At 72.8% G+C, this 16,225-nt stretch carries 12 protein-coding genes and 1 tRNA gene; 10 read left to right on the top strand and 3 right to left on the bottom strand.

Annotation, left to right across the window (positions count from 1 at the left end; all coding sequences use genetic code 11):
• The 3 genes from BHU15_RS40100 to BHU15_RS12385 all read left to right on the top strand — a co-directional run.
• Positions 1-780, top strand: a 780-nt coding sequence (locus BHU15_RS40100; protein WP_368483199.1) for an MFS transporter, incomplete at its 5' end; no start/stop codon positions are given.
• A gap of 82 nt (positions 781-862) precedes the next feature.
• Positions 863-1,027, top strand: a complete 165-nt coding sequence (locus BHU15_RS40095) for a hypothetical protein (protein WP_023541810.1) — start codon at positions 863-865, stop codon at positions 1,025-1,027.
• 3 nt (positions 1,028-1,030) lie between these two features.
• Entirely contained in the window at positions 1,031-1,264 is a 234-nt protein-coding gene (locus tag BHU15_RS12385) for a hypothetical protein (RefSeq protein ID WP_031231688.1), read from the top strand.
• Here the strand turns inward: BHU15_RS12385 and BHU15_RS12380 are convergent.
• On the bottom strand, positions 1,243-2,493 hold the full coding sequence (locus BHU15_RS12380; RefSeq protein ID WP_069627241.1) for a glycosyltransferase 87 family protein: 1,251 nt from the start codon (positions 2,491-2,493) through the stop codon (positions 1,243-1,245). The two genes, BHU15_RS12385 and BHU15_RS12380, sit on opposite strands and share 22 nt — an antisense overlap.
• Before the next feature lie 119 nt (positions 2,494-2,612).
• On the opposite strand from BHU15_RS12380, the gene BHU15_RS12375 reads away from it, so the two are divergent.
• A tRNA-Ala gene (locus BHU15_RS12375) sits at positions 2,613-2,685 on the top strand.
• A gap of 75 nt (positions 2,686-2,760) precedes the next feature.
• Positions 2,761-3,660 carry a putative RNA methyltransferase gene (locus BHU15_RS12370; protein ID WP_079128095.1) on the top strand — a complete coding sequence of 300 codons (900 nt, stop codon included), beginning with the start codon at positions 2,761-2,763 and terminating at the stop codon, positions 3,658-3,660.
• Between the two features lie 29 nt (positions 3,661-3,689).
• Here BHU15_RS12370 and BHU15_RS12365 read toward each other — a convergent pair whose 3' ends face one another.
• Together BHU15_RS12365 and BHU15_RS12360 are read right to left on the bottom strand one after the other, a co-directional pair.
• A complete protein-coding gene (locus BHU15_RS12365) occupies positions 3,690-5,285 on the bottom strand; it encodes an NADH-quinone oxidoreductase subunit NuoF family protein (RefSeq protein ID WP_023541814.1) in 1,596 nt (531 codons plus the stop codon).
• The gene (locus BHU15_RS12360) at positions 5,282-6,916 is read right to left on the bottom strand and encodes a ferric reductase-like transmembrane domain-containing protein (protein ID WP_069627240.1); all 1,635 of its coding nucleotides are present in this window, start codon (positions 6,914-6,916) and stop codon (positions 5,282-5,284) included. The genes BHU15_RS12365 and BHU15_RS12360 overlap by 4 nt, the downstream gene beginning before the upstream one ends.
• Positions 6,917-7,430: 514 nt before the next feature.
• Here BHU15_RS12360 and leuS point away from each other — a divergent pair.
• From leuS to BHU15_RS12335, 5 genes are all read left to right on the top strand, one after another.
• Complete coding sequence (gene leuS, locus BHU15_RS12355; RefSeq protein WP_069627239.1) at positions 7,431-10,340, top strand: leucine--tRNA ligase; 2,910 nt, start codon at positions 7,431-7,433, stop codon at positions 10,338-10,340.
• 210 nt (positions 10,341-10,550) lie between these two features.
• Positions 10,551-11,402 (top strand): hypothetical protein, encoded by an 852-nt coding sequence (locus BHU15_RS12350; protein ID WP_069627238.1) that lies wholly within the window; start codon positions 10,551-10,553, stop codon positions 11,400-11,402.
• Between the two features lie 206 nt (positions 11,403-11,608).
• Positions 11,609-12,454: a DegV family protein gene (locus tag BHU15_RS12345; protein WP_031231690.1), complete on the top strand. Its 846-nt coding sequence runs from the start codon at positions 11,609-11,611 to the stop codon at positions 12,452-12,454.
• A 366-nt stretch (positions 12,455-12,820) separates the two neighbouring features.
• Positions 12,821-13,648 carry a ComEA family DNA-binding protein gene (locus BHU15_RS38185; protein ID WP_368483198.1) on the top strand — a complete coding sequence of 276 codons (828 nt, stop codon included), beginning with the start codon at positions 12,821-12,823 and terminating at the stop codon, positions 13,646-13,648.
• Positions 13,645-16,143: a ComEC/Rec2 family competence protein gene (locus BHU15_RS12335; protein ID WP_069627237.1), complete on the top strand. Its 2,499-nt coding sequence runs from the start codon at positions 13,645-13,647 to the stop codon at positions 16,141-16,143. The genes BHU15_RS38185 and BHU15_RS12335 overlap by 4 nt, the downstream gene beginning before the upstream one ends.
• Positions 16,144-16,225 lie beyond the last annotated feature (82 nt).

The raw sequence follows: 16,225 nt of genomic DNA, 5'->3' as shown, positions 1-16,225 counted from the left end.
TGGCTGTCGCTGGGGGCCGCGGCCGTCGCCTTCGCCGCCTTCCTCGCGCATGAGTCCCGGCTCGCCCGGCGCGGCGGCGCCCCGCTGATCGCACCGCACGTGCCGCGTCTTCCGGGGATGGGCCGCGCGGCCGTGCGGATCACCCTGGTGATGGCCATCAACGCGGGCTTCCTCTTCGTCTTCGCGCTGCACTTCCAGTCCGGCCTCGGTCACAGCGCGCTGCGCACCGGGCTCAGCTTCGCGCCGACGGCGGTGGTCTTCGGCGTGGTCGGACTGACCTGGCGCCGGTGGCCCGCCCGCCTCCAAAGGAGGCTGATCCCGGCCGGGTTCGCTCTCATCGCGCTGTTCACGGTGGCTGTCGGACTGGTGCTGCGCGACGGCGGCGATGGCGGGGCGTGGATGTACGTCGCGTTTCTCGGCATGGGCGTGGGTCTGGCGCTCGGGTACAGCCCCACGCTGACGGGCGCGCTCGCCGCCGTGGCCAAGGAGGACGCGGCGGACGCCAGCGGGCTGTTGATGACCGTGACCCAGCTCGGTCAGCTGATCGGCGTCGCGACCTTCGGCACGCTCTTCCTCGACCAGCTGGACGGGCCGGGGTCCGTCGCGTCCGGCCACGCGCTGTGGATCGCGGGGCTGGCGCTGGCCGGGGCGGCTGTCCTCGGTGCGATTCTCGGGCCCGGCGCGGGAACGGCGGCCGGTGCCTCCGCCGGTACGTCTGCCGACGCCTCTGCCCGTCCGGGACGGCGTACAGGCCCCGCCGACGGCGACGGTCCGGCCTGATCATGCTGCCCTCCTTGCGAACCCGTGACAGAATCGGACGGCCGGAGGGGGACGACGGCCCGGATCGGGAGGAGAGAGCGCGATGCCCGCCAGCAGCATCGACGAAGTCGGTGCCCTGCTCGCGGCGGCGGAGTCGGCCACCGGCCTGAGCTGCCCGTCGTGCGGTTCCTTCCATGTGGCCCAAGTACTCGGCGACAACGGCGGAGTTTCCTACGTGTGCACGGCCTGCGGCCACAGCTGGAGCTGATTGATGGGTGCGCACAGGAGAAAATGCGACTGGTGCGGCAGTGGCACCCCCATCGTCCGGGACATGGACCCGCTCAACGCCTCGTTCCAGTACTGGTGTGAGGAGTGCGCCCGGGCGCTGATCATAAAGGGCGATCCCATCGAAACGTACCGGGAGTTGGAGGGCGAACCCATCTACGGCCGGCTCCTCGACGAGCACTGCACGCTCAAGCGCTTCTACTCCTTCGCCACCGCGTAGTCCGTCGGCTCCGTGCGCTCCATGACCGGCGCCCGCTCCCTCCGGTCGGCGACCGCCAGATACGCCAGCAGCCCCAGTGCCATCGTCGGATAGAGCGCCGTGAGCATCATCTGCCCGCGATTCTGGGCGAGTTCAAGCCGTTCGGCGGCGCCGTGCGGCACCCGCCACAGCGCGTACGACAAGAAGCCCATCCCCGTCACCGCGGCCCATTCCGTCCGCCCGTGTGCCACCAGGAGCAGCACCATCGGCACACACCACACCCAGTGGTGCGACCAGGAGATCGGGCTGATCAGCAGGGCCGTGGCCGCGCAGGCGACGGTGGCCTCCGCCGTGAGCCCGCGCCGGGCCGCCGTGACCGCCACGGTCAGCCCGGCCGCCGCGACGACGGTGGCCACCGGCAGCCACCAGGCCGACGGATCGACGGTGTGCAGCGCCCGTGCCAAGACTCCGCGCAGCGACTGGTTCGCGGCGCCCTCGACGCGACCCACCCGGTCCGCCCGGAAGACGATGTCGGTCCAGAAGCGGTGGGAGTCGTACGGCAGGACGACGGCGGACGCGATGGTGACCACGAGGAACGTGCCCACCGCCGTCGCCGTCCTGCGCAGCCAGGGATTCCAGCCCGCCTCACGGAACCGCAGCAGGCCGGTGATCAGCAGCATGACGGCGAAGAGCGCGGGCGTCAGCTTGATCGCCGTCGCCAGACCGATGCCGACGCCCGCCCAGCGGTGACCGTCACGCCGGGTGAGGTCCCACAGGACGGCGACACCGATCAGCAGATTGATCTGTCCGTAACGGAAGGTCGTCCACACCGGCTCGCACCAGACGGCGAGCGCGGCCACCCACAGGGCGGTGCCGGGCCGCACCGCCGTACGGAACGTCAACCTCAGTGAGAGGTGGACGAACGCGACGAGGAGCACGAGATTGCCTACCGTGGCGAGGGTGCGCATCTCCGGGACACCCAGCAGCGTCAGCGGTGTGAACAGCAGTGCCGCGAACGGCGGATAGGTCGTCGGGAGACCCGCGTGGGTGGCGCGCATCGCGTACAGGTCGCCCCCGTCGAGCACCGTACGGCCCTCGGCCCGGTAGACCATCACGTCGATCATCGAGACCGCGGCGGCGCGTTGCGCGATCCAGAACACCGCGAAGGACAACAGACAGACCGCGGCGCCGAGGAGGACGGAACGGCGGCCGGCGGTGACCCGTGCGAATACGGGAGCGAGAGCGGTCACGAAGGGTGACAGTAGCAGCCCTATCGGTGCAAATCGGAAACGATTTGGCGGACGGCCCGAGGGACCGTGTAATGTTGGCACCGCCGCAGAGGGGATCCCCGAAGTGCGGTACCTCACAAGGGGCTATAGCTCAGTTGGTAGAGCGCCTGCATGGCATGCAGGAGGTCAGGAGTTCAATTCTCCTTAGCTCCACATCTCAGAAGTTCCCGTCCGGACGCCACGTCCGGGCGGGTTCTTCTTGTTGACCGCCCGTCGCGGAGGAACACCGTGCCCAACTCACCCGCCGCGCCCGGCCTTTGGCACCGGCTGCTCGGCGTGCTGAGATGCCCCCTGTGCGGCGGACCGCTCGCGCCCCCGCACGGCGTCCCGGCATCCTTCGCCACACTCCGGCAGGTCAAGTCACTCGGCTGCGCCGAGGGCCATTCGTTCGATGTCGCCCGTCAGGGCTATCTCAGCCTGCTGACCGGGAACACGAACGCGGCGAACGCCGACAGCGCGGACATGGTGACGGCCCGGACCCTGTTCCTGAAGGCAGGCCACTACGCGCCGCTCGCCCGCGCCCTGGCCGCGACCGTCGCGGACCTGTGCCCGCCCGACGGCACCGTCATGGACGCCGGGGCGGGCACCGGGTACTACCTCGCCACCGTGCTCGACGCCCTGCCCGAAGCCGTGGGACTGGGCCTCGACGTCTCCAAGTTCGCGCTGCGCAAGGCCGCCGGCGCCCATCCGCGAGCGGGGGCGGCGACCTGGGACATCTGGAAGCCGCTGCCCGTCGTGAGCGGCGCCGCCGACGTCGTGATCAACGTCTTCGCGCCCCGCAACGGGCCCGAGTTCCAACGCGTCCTGCGGCCGGACGGCGCCCTCGTCGTCGTCACCCCCACGGCCCGCCATCTCGGGGAACTCCCCGCGAGCCTCGGCATGTTGTCGGTCGACGCCGCCAAGGAGGACCGGCTGCACCGCACGCTGTCCGGTCACTTCCGGCAGGAGCGTACGGAGGTCGTGGAGCGACAGGTCGCCATGACGGACCAGGACGTACGCGATCTGATCCTGATGGGCCCGAGCGCCCATCACCTCAGCCTCGAAGACGTCCACCGGAGCGTCGCGTCGCTGGACACGCCGCTTCCGGTGACCGTCTCCTTCCTCGTCTCGGTCTACCGGCCGCACTGACGACCGGCCTCTTTAAGGAGGCGAGCGGGTCAGCGCCCGCTGCCCAGTGCCTTCCTGCCACCGCCCGACGGCAGCGCCGCCGGACCGCCCTGCCGCGCGGGCCGCTGCGGCGCCGGCTGCTCGATACGGAGCGCGAGCGCCGGGCAGCGCCGTACGGCACGCTGGGCACGGCCCCGCAGATGCATCGGTACGGAGGCGTCGGCGAGCGCCGGATAGCCGTCGGGGCCCAGCCGGATCAGCTCCGGCACGATGTCCGCGCAGAGCCCGTGCCCCTGGCAGAGCGTCCAGTCCACCGCCAGCTTCTCGCCGCTCGGGATGGACTCCTCGGCGCTCTGGTAGCCGGGCCCCGGCAGCGGCAGCACACCGGTGGTGTCGCGACCGCAGCCGCCGTCCAGCACATGGGCGGCGAGATCGTCGGTGAAGGCCGAGAGCGTGGACATGAAGAACCGCGCGGATCCGTCGGGATGCTTGCACGCGCCCCGCCCCCGTACCGCCTGCGTCACCTCGCGCAGCGCCTCCAGGGCCGCGGGACCGCCGCCGTTCAGTACGTCGCTGAGACCGCCCGCCGCGGCCGGCAGGCCCAGCTTGCAGGGCCCGCACTGACCGGCCGTCTCGGCGGCGAGCCAGTTGGCCACCCGCAGCGCCTCACCCAGCGGACAGGTCTCCGGGCCGATCGGCAAAATCGCGCCCGCGCCCAGCGAACCGCCCACCGCCGCCAGGGACTCGCGCGACACGACGGCGTCGTGCGCGGCGACCGAGTCGATCCAGTTGCCGTGGTAGCCGCCGGTCAGCACGCCCTGGGGGAGGGGCGGCGCCCCGGCGAGCTGGAGGACGTACCGCAGCGGCACACCCGTCGGCACCTCCACGACCATCGGACGGGCGACGCCGCCGGAGACGGTGAGCATGACGGTGCCCGGCTCCGCGTCGAGCCCGGTGTGCCCGTAGCGGCGGGCGCCGATCCGGGCGCCGATGGCCAGTTGCGCGTACGTCTCCGCGTTGGACAGCAGCGTCGGGGCGCCTCCGACGCCCGACTCGGCGGCCCGCTCGCGGCGGCCGGGCGGCAGGGCGGGCCCGCCGTTCGCCGCGCGGATCACGGACGACGCCTCGCCGGAGACCATGCGCTCGGGCGTACGGATCACCCGCGCCCGCAGTTGCTGCCCGCGCCGGTCGGACAGCCCGCGCTCGGCGAGCGCGGCCCGCATGGATATCTCCGTGGAGTTGCGGGTGACGGCGACGACCAGGGTGCGCGCGCCCAGCGCCTCGGCCGCCAACAGGGCGCCGTCCAGGATCAGATGGGGCGCGCGGTTGAGGAGCACCGTGTCCTTGCGGCAGGCCGGTTCGCCCTCGCTGCCGTTGATGACGACGACCGGGCGCACCCCGCGCCGGATCGACGCCTTGGCGACGGCGCGCAGCTTTTTACCGAAGGGGAATCCGGCGCCACCGCGCCCGCGCAGGCTGATGTTCTCGGCGAGCTGCGCGAGCAGTTCCCCGGTCAGCGGCTCCAACGGCCCGTGCACCTTCAGGTGCATGGAGAGGTCGAGTCGCTCGACGAGGTCGAATCCCTGTGTCAGCTGGGGAAGGCCGACGACACGGACTTCGGGGACGTCGGGGAGAGGGGCGTTCACTGTCGGTCTCCTGCGGGTGGGTACCAGGGTTCACCGGCACTCGGGGTTCCCCCGCCGTCGGCGGGAGCTTGCGCGAACGTGTCGTCCGACTGCCGGTACGGGGCGGCCTGTTGGCGGACGCCGGGTGCCGGGGTGCTGTCGGGCTGCGGATAGGGGGCCGACTGTAGGTACGTGTCGGACGGCGGGTTTGTCTCAGCCCGCGGGTATGTCTCCTGCTGCGGATACGGCTGTGCGTACGGCGCTTGATACGGCTCCTGGTACGGAGACGGCTGCTGGTACGGGTCGGCCACGGGAGGCGCGGCCATCGGCGGCGCGGGGTCGGCACCCGTCTCGTGGACCCTGGCCCGCGCGGGCGGCGGGGGCGACGGCGTCGGCCACAGACCCGCCCCGGCCGCAGACGGCTCGCTGATGACCGGTATCTCCTCGGTCATCGGGACGCGCTCGGCGTACGGGATCTCCGGCGACGTCAGCGGGTCCGCCGGGTCGGCAGGACCCGCGAAGGGCGAGGGCGGAGGCGCGGGCGCCGGGGTGCCCGAGACCGCGCGGTAGCCGGCCGACAGCCTCGGACCGGCGCCGGCGCCGGGGCCACGTCGCTCGGCCCCGGGATCGACGAACGTGTCCGCGAACGGATCCGGATAGGAAGCCGTGGACGGCGGCGCCGGCGGGGCGGGGGCGTACGGCGCGGCCGACGGCGGCGCGTAGGACTCGGGCACGAAGGTGTCGGCGAACGGATCCGCGCTCGGCGGGCGCCCCGCCTCGTAAAGAGGAGGCGACGGCGGGGCGATGCGCGGCGGGACCCGGCTCGCGCCCAGCGGCGGACCGAGCGGTACGGCCGACGCCCCGGCGGAAGCCGGCGCCGACGCGGAGCGCTGTCGCGGGAAGCGCGGCTCGAACTCCACCTCCGGCACGTCGGAGGCGCCCGGCAACGGGTCGCGGGTCAGATCGCGGTGTGCGGGCCGGTCCGGCTCGGGAGTCTCGCGTACGCCGCCGGTCAGCTGGAGGATCTTGTCGGCGAGACGCCGCTTGACCGGCGGCGGCAGCAGTCGTACGGAGACGGCGCCGATGACGGCGACGAGCGCCAGGCAGTACAGGGTCATCACCCAGGTCGCGGCGGCGCGCCCCGCGTACAGCCCGTGCATCAGCGCGAAGCACCAGGCCGGATAGGCCAGCATGTGCAGCGCGCGCCAGCGCCCGGCGATCCTGCCGGGGACGGCGAAGGCGCTGCGCAGCGCGCCGGTCGCGGCGGCGATCACCATCAGGAAGCCGGCGAGCGAGCCGAGGCCGATGAGGCCGCTGGTGCCGGTGATCCCGAGGCCGAAGGGGAGCACGGCGCCGATCAGCGCCACATGCCCGAGCGAGACCTTCACCGTGGCGTGCAGCAGCAGGAAGCCGAGGGAGGCCATCGCAGTGAAGCGGTGGATGCCCTGGGCGAGCAGCCGGTGGCGCGGGGAGAGCAGCAGCCGGTCGGTGGCCATCAGGCCCCAGGCGACGGCCGCCGTCAGCGACACCAGTGACAGAACACCGGAGGTGAAGTCGAGCATCGCGCGGAATCCGTCACCCCCCGCGACGGCGAGGAGCGGGACGAGTACGAGCGCGGCGACCGACAGTCCGCCTCTTACAGAGGGGCTCATGCCATGGCTCGGGGGAAGCGATGAACGGATCTTGCTTTGAAGCGTCATAGGGGCAACTCCGAATGGCTCGGCAAAGCGGTCCCGTTGCTGCCGCATGCTAGGTCGCGCAAAACCGGGCAGCAGGCCGTTTGCGGGTTTACCGAGGGGATTGAGCGTCAACTGACCCTGGGGTTGCCCCGGATAGGGTCGATACGCGGAGTAATCCGGGCGCCGAAGGTTCGATGAATCACATGTGGCCGATGGCCTTTTCCGGACTCGAACGATCTTGTATGGGCCCGAAACCTCCCGGCGGCGCCCTCCGCCGCGCCCCCGGCCGCCCCCGATCCGCCGTGCGAGCGCCGCGCCCGCTGCGGTACCCTGCTCGCATGCGTGCCGTACGCCTTCTGCTTAGCGAGCCGCGCTGATCAGTACCGACGGATGACAGATCCGGTCGGAATCAGCGTGGCTGCCCCCTCCTGTGTGAGGGGTTTTTTCATTCCCCGCGGCAGAGACGATCGATGGAGCTTCAGAGGACATGAGCGAGACGAATCCGGCCGGCGTCGGCGTGGAGACCACCGCGACGACCGCCACGACCGCGCCGCACCGCTACACGGCTGCCATGGCCGCCGACATCGAGGCACGCTGGCAGGACTTCTGGGACGCCGAGGGCACCTACGAGGCGCCGAACCCGGCCGGCGACCTGGCCGGGGACCCGGCTGTCGTCGCGCGTCCCAAGAAGTACGTCATGGACATGTTCCCGTACCCCTCCGGTACCGGACTGCACGTCGGACACCCCCTCGGCTACATCGCCACCGACGTCTACGCCCGCCATCAGCGCATGAGCGGCTACAACGTGCTGCACACGCTGGGCTTCGACGCCTTCGGCCTGCCCGCCGAGCAGTACGCGATCAGCACCGGCACCCACCCCAGGGAGTCGACCGAGGCCGCCATGGAGAACATGACGCGGCAGCTGCGCCGGCTGGGCCTGGGGCACGACAAGCGGCGCTCGATCGCCACGATCGACCCGGAGTTCTACCGCTGGACCCAGTGGATCTTCGTGCAGATCTTCAACTCCTGGTACGACCCCGACGCCGGCCGGGCCCGCCCGATCACCGAGCTGGTGGCGCGGTTCGAGAGCGGCGAGCGCGCGACGCCGCACGGCCGGAGCTGGCGTGAGCTGACCGAGAAGGAGCGCGCGGACATCCTGGGCGAGTACCGCCTGGCGTACGCCTCCGAAGCCCCCGTCAACTGGTGTCCGGGCCTGGGCACCGTCCTGGCGAACGAGGAAGTCACCGCCGACGGTCGCTCCGAGCGCGGCAACTTCCCCGTCTTCAAGTCCAAGCTGCGCCAGTGGAACATGCGCATCACCGCGTACGCCGACCGGCTGCTGGACGACCTGGACGGGCTGGACTGGCCCGACGCCATCAAGCAGCAGCAGCGCAACTGGATCGGGCGCAGCGAGGGCGCGCGCGTCGACTTCCCCGTCGGCGACGCCGGTGCCGTCACCGTCTTCACGACCCGTCAGGACACCCTGTTCGGCGCCACGTACATGGTTCTGGCGCCCGAGCACGAGCTGGTCGAGAAGATCGTCCCGGCCGCGTGGCCCGAGGGCTCGCACGACGTGTGGACGGGCGGCCACGCCACGCCCGCCGACGCCGTCGACGCGTACCGCAAGCAGGCCGCGTCGAAGTCCGACGTCGAGCGGCAGGCCGAGGCCAAGGACAAGACGGGCGTCTTCACCGGGGCGTACGCGACGAATCCGGCCAACGGCGAGCGGATCCCGGTCTTCATCGCGGACTACGTCCTGATGGGATACGGCACCGGCGCGATCATGGCCGTCCCCGCCCACGACAGCCGTGACTTTGCGTTTGCACGCGCTTTCGAACTGCCGATGCGCTGCGTCGTCGAACCGAAGGACGGCCGGGGAACCGACGCCTCTCAGTGGGAGGACGCGTTCGTCGCGCACGACGCGAAGATCGTCAACTCGTCGTCCGCCGCCCTCACGCTGGACGGACTGGGTGTGGTCGACGCCAAGGCGCGGATCACCGAGTGGCTGACCGCCGAGGGCATCGGCGAGGGAACCGTCAACTTCCGGCTGCGTGACTGGCTGTTCAGCCGGCAGCGCTACTGGGGCGAGCCCTTCCCCGTCGTCTACGACGAGGACGGCGTCGCGCACGCGCTGCCCGAGTCGATGCTGCCGCTGGAGCTGCCCGAGGTCGACGACTACTCGCCGCGCACCTTCGACCCCGACGACGCGGACACCCGTCCCGAGACACCGCTGTCGCGCAACGAGGACTGGGTCGCCGTCGAGCTGGACCTGGGCGACGGCAAGGGCGTACGGCGCTACCGCCGCGAGACCAACACCATGCCGAACTGGGCCGGTTCGTGCTGGTACGAGCTGCGCTACCTGGACCCGCACAACGCCGAGAAGCTGGTCGACCCGACCGTCGAGCAGTACTGGATGGGCCCGCGCGAGGGCATGCCGCACGGCGGCGTCGACCTGTACGTGGGCGGCGCCGAGCACGCCGTACTGCACCTGCTGTACGCGCGCTTCTGGTCCAAGGTGCTGTTCGACCTGGGGCACGTCTCGTCGGTCGAGCCGTTCCACAAGCTGTACAACCAGGGCATGATCCAGGCGTTCGTCTACCGCGATGAGCGAGGTATCGCGGTCGAGGCCAACGAGGTCGAGGAGCGGGAGGACGGCCACTTCTTCCGGGGCGAGAAGGTCAGCAAGCTGCTCGGCAAGATGGGCAAGTCCCTGAAGAACGCGGTCACTCCGGACGAGATCTTCGCGGAGTACGGCGCCGACACACTGCGGCTGTACGAGATGGCCATGGGCCCGCTGGATGTCTCACGGCCGTGGGACACGCGCGCGGTGGTGGGTCAGTACCGGCTGCTCCAGCGGCTGTGGCGCAACGTCGTGGACGAGGCGACCGGTGAGGTCACGGTCGTGGACGTGCCGGACGCCGATGTCGACGTGGCGACGCTGCGCGCCCTGCACAAGGCGATCGACGGGGTCGGGCAGGACATGGCCGCGCTGCGCTTCAACACGGCCATCGCCAAGATCACCGAGCTGAACAACCATCTGACCAAGGCGGGCGGGCCGGTCGCGCGCTCCGTCGCGGAGCGGCTGGTGCTGCTGGTGGCGCCGCTGGCGCCGCACGTCGCCGAGGAGCTGTGGCGCAAGCTGGGGCACACCGGCTCGGTGGCGCACGAGACCTTCCCGGCGGCCGATCCGGCGTATGTGATCGACGAGTCGGTCACCTGCGTCGTACAGGTCAAGGGCAAGGTCAAGGCGCGGCTGGAGGTCTCCCCGTCGATCTCGGACGAGGAACTGGAAGCGCTGGCGCTGGGTGACGCCGGTGTGGTCGCGGCGCTGGGCGGCGCGGCCGTCCGCAAGGTGATCGTGCGGGCGCCGAAGCTGGTCAACATCGTCACCGGGTAGGCATCGTCACCGAATAGGCGCGGAGCAGGCCCCAGCGGGGTATGCGGGGGGCTCTTGCGGGCCCCGGCATACCCCGCTGCGGGCGTGCCGGGGCGGCCCGAGGGCACAGGGCTTTCCCTTACGGGCAGTTTGGGGGTCCGGACGGAACCCTCAGGCTGCCCGTTCCGTTTACCGTGGAGGTACCGACGTCGACACCGGAGAGGCATCCTCATGGAGGCCGTGCTTTTGATCGTGGCGCTGCTCTTTGTCGCATTCGTGGCCTTGGGCGTATTCGTGAGCGTCAAGGCGGTCCGCGCAGCCAAGCGAGGCGTGGACCGTACGATCACGCAGGCCCGCCGGACGGTGGAGGACACCACGCTGAGGGCGAAGAGCCTCGGTCAGACCGGCGTGCCGGCCGAGCTGGCGCAGCTGAGGCTGACGCTGCGCACCTCGATGCGGGCCACCCAGGAGGCGCTGCGGGCGAATGAGGCGGAGGACGCCTCGCTGGCGGAGTCGCTGAGCCTCTTCGGGCGGCTGAGTGTGTACGGGCGTGAGCTGGACGACGAGCTGAGGCGGCTGGAGCGGGACCCGGACCGGGCGACGATCGCGCAGCGGCTGGTCGAGCTGCGTGAGCGTACGGAACGGATCACGAAGTCGGCCGACTCGCTGCGGTGGGCGGCCAGGGACCGGGCGCGGAAGTTCTCCGAGGACGAGCTGGCGCTGCTGAGCGAGCAGATCGACGTGGAGTCCGGGGCGCTGCGGCACTGGTCGGCGGTGGACCCGAACACGGCCCCGAACACGGCTCCGGGTGCGGAGGCGGGTCGGCAGGGGGCGTCGCGGCCTCAGTCTCGGCCCGAGCCCATGGAGTGGCCGGAGCCGGAGCCCACGGGCGGGCCGGAGAAGGCGTCGCCTCGCGGCGGGCACGCGGCGCGGCAGACGGGCCCGGAGCCCACGCTCGCCGACCAGACCTGGCCCGAGCCGCCGCCGGCGGGCGAGGGACCGCAGGCGATCGACCCGCCCGACCCCCGGCGGAGCACCTATCCCTGGCAGGAGAAGTCGGCGCGGCCGGAGACGACGAACTGACGGCTCCGCCGCTCAGTTGATCGGGTTACGGACGATCGGGCGGGGCACACGCATGAGGCGGTGGCGGGCCGTCAGAGGCAGGACCCGTCGAGATCGGACACGGCGAAGCAAGGAAGAGGCGGAAGCCGATGGGGACCTCTTCGAATTCGACCGGCGTGGCGGGGCCGGACAGCCGACCGGCGGTCGCGCCGGGTAACCTCCCGCTCATGTCCCGCCATGTCGCGATCGTCACCGATTCAACGGCCTACCTGCCGCCCCAGGCGATGGAACGCCATGGCATCACCGCGGTCCCGCTGACCGTGGTTCTCGGCGACCAGGCGCTCGAAGAGGGCACCGAGATCTCCGCCAGATCGCTCGCCCTCGCGCTCCAGAAGCGGCGCTCCGTGACCACCTCGCGGCCGAGCCCCGAAGTCTTCGCCGCCGCCTACCGGGCCGCGGCCGACGCCGGGGCGACGGGCATCGTGTCGCTGCATCTGTCGGCGGAGTTCTCCGGGACGTACGACGCGGCGGTTCTCGCCGCGCGCGAAGCACCCGTGCCGGTACGGGTGGTGGACACCGGGATGGTCGCCATGGCCCTCGGCTTCTGCGCCCTGGCGGCGGCCGAGACGGTGGAGGCGGACGGCTCGCTGGACGAGGCGGTGGCCGCCGCCGAGAAGCGGGCCGCCGGGACGTACGCGTACTTCTACGTCGACACGCTGGACTACCTGCGGCGCGGCGGCCGTATCGGCGCCGCCGCTGCGCTGTTCGGTTCGGCGCTCGCGGTGAAGCCGCTGCTCCAACTGGACGGCGGGCGCATCGAGTTCCTGGAGAAGGTGCGTACGGCTTCGAAGGCGATCGCCCGCCTGGAGGAGATCGTCGCCGAGCGGGCGGGCGACGGTCAGGTCGACATCGCCGTGCACCATCTCGCGGCGCCCGAGCGGGCAGCCGCGCTCGCCGACCGGCTGCGGGAGCGGGTGCCGGGACTCGCCGAGATGCATGTGAGCGAGGTGGGCGCGGTGATCGGGGCGCACACCGGGCCGGGGCTGTTGGGGGCCGTGGTCTCGCCGCGCTGAGGCGCGGGGGCTGGACTGGCGGGGTTTGGCGGGCGCGGGCGCGGGTGCGAGCGGGCGGAATCACTCGTTCGGGTGGCCGAGTTATCCACAACTGGTGAGTTATCCACGGCAATTCGGCCTCTTCGGCGGGATCGGGCGGGAGTGCCTACCGTCTGGCACATGACTCTTCGATCACACTCCGTGACCAGCGGCCCGGGTCGCGCTCCGACGTCCGACGGCCGGGCCCGTCATGTACGCCAGGGCGCCGGCCGAGGCCGGTCCTTCGTCTCCTCCGCGCGCCGTCCTCGCCACACACGCGCGGGCACGGGCACAGGCACGGCGCCCGCGACAACGGCGTTACGCCGCCGCGCCGACGCCCTGTTCCCCGTGGGACTCGCGGACCCGGACGCGGGGGCGGCGCGGTCGGCCGCGTCGGTGGGCTCCGCCGTCCCCGTCCCCGTCCCCGCCCCCGTCCCTGATCCGGCGCCGGCTCCGGGCGTGGGGGAGCCGCCCGGTGGGCGGCGCGAGCGGATGTGGCTGGCCGTACGGGAGCGGTTGCCGTTGTGGGTGCAGCTCCGGTGCGGGCTGGAGCCGAGGACACTGGCCGCCCTGGTCGTGGTGCTGGTCGTGGCCGCCGTGCTGGCCGCGCAGCATTTCTGGTCCGGCCGGCCGCAGCCGGTCCGGGCGCCGGAGACGGTCCATGAGGCGGTGGCCACGACCGAGCAGGCGCGCGACCCCGCACCGTTGCCGGGGGCGGCTCCCTCGGCCCCCGCGTCGGCGTCGAAGCGTGTGGTGGTCGATGTCAGCGGCAAGGTACGCAGCCCCGGCGTCCGCAGGCTCCCGGCGGGATCGAGGGTCACCGACGCGCTGCGGGCGGCCGGGGGAGTCGAGCCCGGCGCGGATCTGACCGGGCTCAACCGGGCACGCGTGCTGATGGACGGCGAGCAGGTCGTCGTGGGCGGCCCCCAGCCACCCGGGCAGGCCGCCGCCTCGCCCGGCACGGGCGCGGCGGGCCCGGAGGGGGCGCCGGTGAGTCTCGGCACGGCCACCGTCGAACAGCTCGACACCCTGCCCGGCGTCGGCCCCGTGCTCGCGCGCCACATCATCGACTACCGCACCCGGCACGGCGGATTCAGCTCCGTCGGCCAACTGCGCGAGGTGAACGGGATCGGCGAGCGCCGGTTCGCCGACATCGAGCCCCGTGTGCTGCCGTGACCCGCGCGGCCGTCCACGCGGCCTCGGGGAATCCGCTCGGCGCCGCCGCCCCTCGCCAGGAGGGTCCGGCCGATCTGCGGCTGGTGCCACCCGCGTTGGCGGCCTGGGCCGCCGCGGCGCTGGCGACGGGCGCACCGGGCGGGTGGATCGCCGGCGTGGTGCTGGCCGGGCTCGCCCTCGCGGGTGTGGCGCTGGTCCGCGCGGCTCTGCTGCCGGGACCAGGTGCGCGCGGGGTACGGCGGAGGGTGAACGGGGTCGCGGTCGCCGCCGTGCTGCTCTGCGCCGTCGCGGGGGCGGGCTCCGCCTGGTTGCACGGCGCGGACCGGCACCGGGGCCCGGTGCCCGGACTGGCGGACCGGTACGCACGCGTCACCGTGGACCTGACGGTCACCTCCGATCCCCGCCCCACCCGGCCACGGGTCCACGGCGACAGGCTCTCGGCCGCGGGGCTCGTCCTGGACGCGGACATCACGCGGGTGACGTCCGCCGACGGCGCCGTCACCGCCGTGCGTACGCCGGTGCTCGTGTTCGCCGGGGCCGGGGCCGGGAAGGGCGCCGAGGTCTGGCAGCGCCTGCTACCGTCCACCGGGCTCAGGCTCACCGGGCGGCTCGCGCCGCCCACGGAGGGGGACGAGAGATACGCGGGGCTGCTGCGGGTGGAGGGGAGCGGGCCGCCACGGACCGTACGCCCGCCGACCGGTCTGCAACGCACGGCGGGTCATCTGCGCGCCGGACTGCGGGAGGCGACCGAAGGACTCCCGCCGGACGCCCGCGCCCTGCTGCCCGGACTCGTCGTCGGGGACACCTCCCGTATCCCGCCCGAACTGTACGACGCGTTCACCGCGACCGACCTGTCCCATCTCCTCGCCGTTTCCGGCAGCAACCTGACCATCGTCCTCGCCCTGCTCATCGGACCGCCCGGACTCGCGCTGCGGGCCGAGCGGCGCGGGCTCGCCCCACGACTGGGGATCTCGCTGCGCTCGACCGCTCTGCTCGGCGGGGTCCTCACGCTCGCCTTCGTGGTGGTCTGCCGGCCCGAGCCCAGTGTGCTGCGGGCGGCGGCGTGCGGACTGATCACCCTGCTCGCCATCGGCACCGGCCGCCGCAGATCGCTGATCCCGGCGCTGGCCGCCGCCGTACTGCTCCTCGTCCTCTGGGACCCCGCCCTGGCACGCAGCTTCGGCTTCGTGCTCTCCGTACTCGCCACCGGCGCGCTGCTCACCGTCGGGCCGCGCTGGAGTGCGGCGATGCGGCGGCGCGGGGTGCCGCCCAGGCTCGCCGAGGTGCTGGCGGCGGCCGCGTCGGCGCAGGCCGTGTGCGCACCGGTGGTCGCGGTGTTCGCCGCGCGGGTCAGCCTCGTCGCGATCCCGTGCAATCTCTTCGCGGAGCTGGCGGTGGCGCCCGCGACGGTGCTCGGGTTCGCGGCGCTCGCCGCCGCGCCGGCGGCGATGCCGGTGGCCGAGCTGCTGGCCCGGTGCGCGGGCTGGCCCGCCGGCTGGATCGCCTCGGTCGCCCGCACGGGCGCCGCGCTGCCCGGGGCCGAGGCCCAGTGGCCCGGCGGCTGGCGGGGCGGGGCGCTGCTCGCGGTCGTGACCGTCCTCGTCGTCTGCGCGGTACGGCGCATACGCGGCCACCCGTGGATCGCCGCCACCTGCGTGGTGCTCCTGCTGCTGGCCGTCCTGCGGCCCGCACCCTTCACCCGGATGGTCACCGGCTGGCCGCCGCCGGGCTGGGCGCTGGCGATGTGCGACGTCGGCCAGGGCGACACCATGGTGCTCGCGGCCGGCGACGGCGCGGGAGTGGTCGTGGACGCCGGGCCCGATCCCCGGCTGGTCGACCGCTGTCTGCGGGACCTCGGGATCACCCGCGTACCGCTGCTCGTCGTCAGCCACTTCCACGCCGACCATGTCACCGGGCTGCCCGGGGTGCTGCGCGGCAGGAGAGTCGGCGCCATCCAGACGACGACCCTTCAGGAGCCATGGGAGCAGAGCGAGTTCGTGCGGCGGACGGCGCGGGCCGCGCGCGTGCCGCTGGTGCGCGCGATACCGGGGGAGCGGCGGCGGGTCGGGCCGCTCGACTGGCGGGTGCTGTGGCCGAGGGCCGGGCCGGGGCTGGGCGCGGGCGGTCCGAACGACGCGAGTGTCACCCTGCTCGTGCGGACGGCGGGCGGCCCCACGCTGCTGCTGCTCGGCGATCTCGAACCGCCCGCCCAGCAGGGGCTGTCCAGGGAGCACCCGGCGCTGCCGCCCGTGGACGTGCTGAAGGTCGCGCACCACGGCTCGGCCTTCCAGGACCCGGGGCTGCTGCGTCAGGTGCGACCCCGGCTGGCGCTGATCTCCTGCGGCAGGGACAACCCGTACGGCCACCCGTCGCCGCGCACGGTCGGGGCGCTGCGGGCCGGGGGAGCGGTGGTGCTGCGTACCGACACCGACGGGGCCGTCGCGGTGACGGGAGGGGGGACGGGGCTGCGCGCCGTGCCGAGGGGGCCCGTGTGAGGAGGGCGGAAGGGGCGTGCCCGTCCCGGGGACCAGGACGAAGGACGCATGGTGGGAAGGAGGACGCCGGGCGAGACTGAGG

This window comes from Streptomyces niveus, assembly GCF_001723055.1.
Lineage (GTDB): Bacteria > Actinomycetota > Actinomycetes > Streptomycetales > Streptomycetaceae > Streptomyces > Streptomyces niveus.
This window is presented reverse-complemented; position numbering and strand designations above follow the sequence as displayed.

Excerpts from the sequence above, each read along its gene's own strand:
- BHU15_RS40095 (WP_023541810.1), top strand. The coding sequence starts at position 863 with ATGCCCGCCAGCAGCATCGACGAAGTCGGTGCCCTGCTCGCGGCGGCG.
- BHU15_RS12385 (WP_031231688.1), top strand. The coding sequence starts at position 1,031 with ATGGGTGCGCACAGGAGAAAATGCGACTGGTGCGGCAGTGGCACCCCC.
- BHU15_RS12360 (WP_069627240.1), bottom strand. The coding sequence starts at position 6,916 with ATGAGCCCCTCTGTAAGAGGCGGACTGTCGGTCGCCGCGCTCGTACTC.
- leuS (WP_069627239.1), top strand. The coding sequence starts at position 7,431 with ATGAGCGAGACGAATCCGGCCGGCGTCGGCGTGGAGACCACCGCGACG.
- BHU15_RS12350 (WP_069627238.1), top strand. The coding sequence starts at position 10,551 with ATGGAGGCCGTGCTTTTGATCGTGGCGCTGCTCTTTGTCGCATTCGTG.
- BHU15_RS12345 (WP_031231690.1), top strand. The coding sequence starts at position 11,609 with ATGTCCCGCCATGTCGCGATCGTCACCGATTCAACGGCCTACCTGCCG.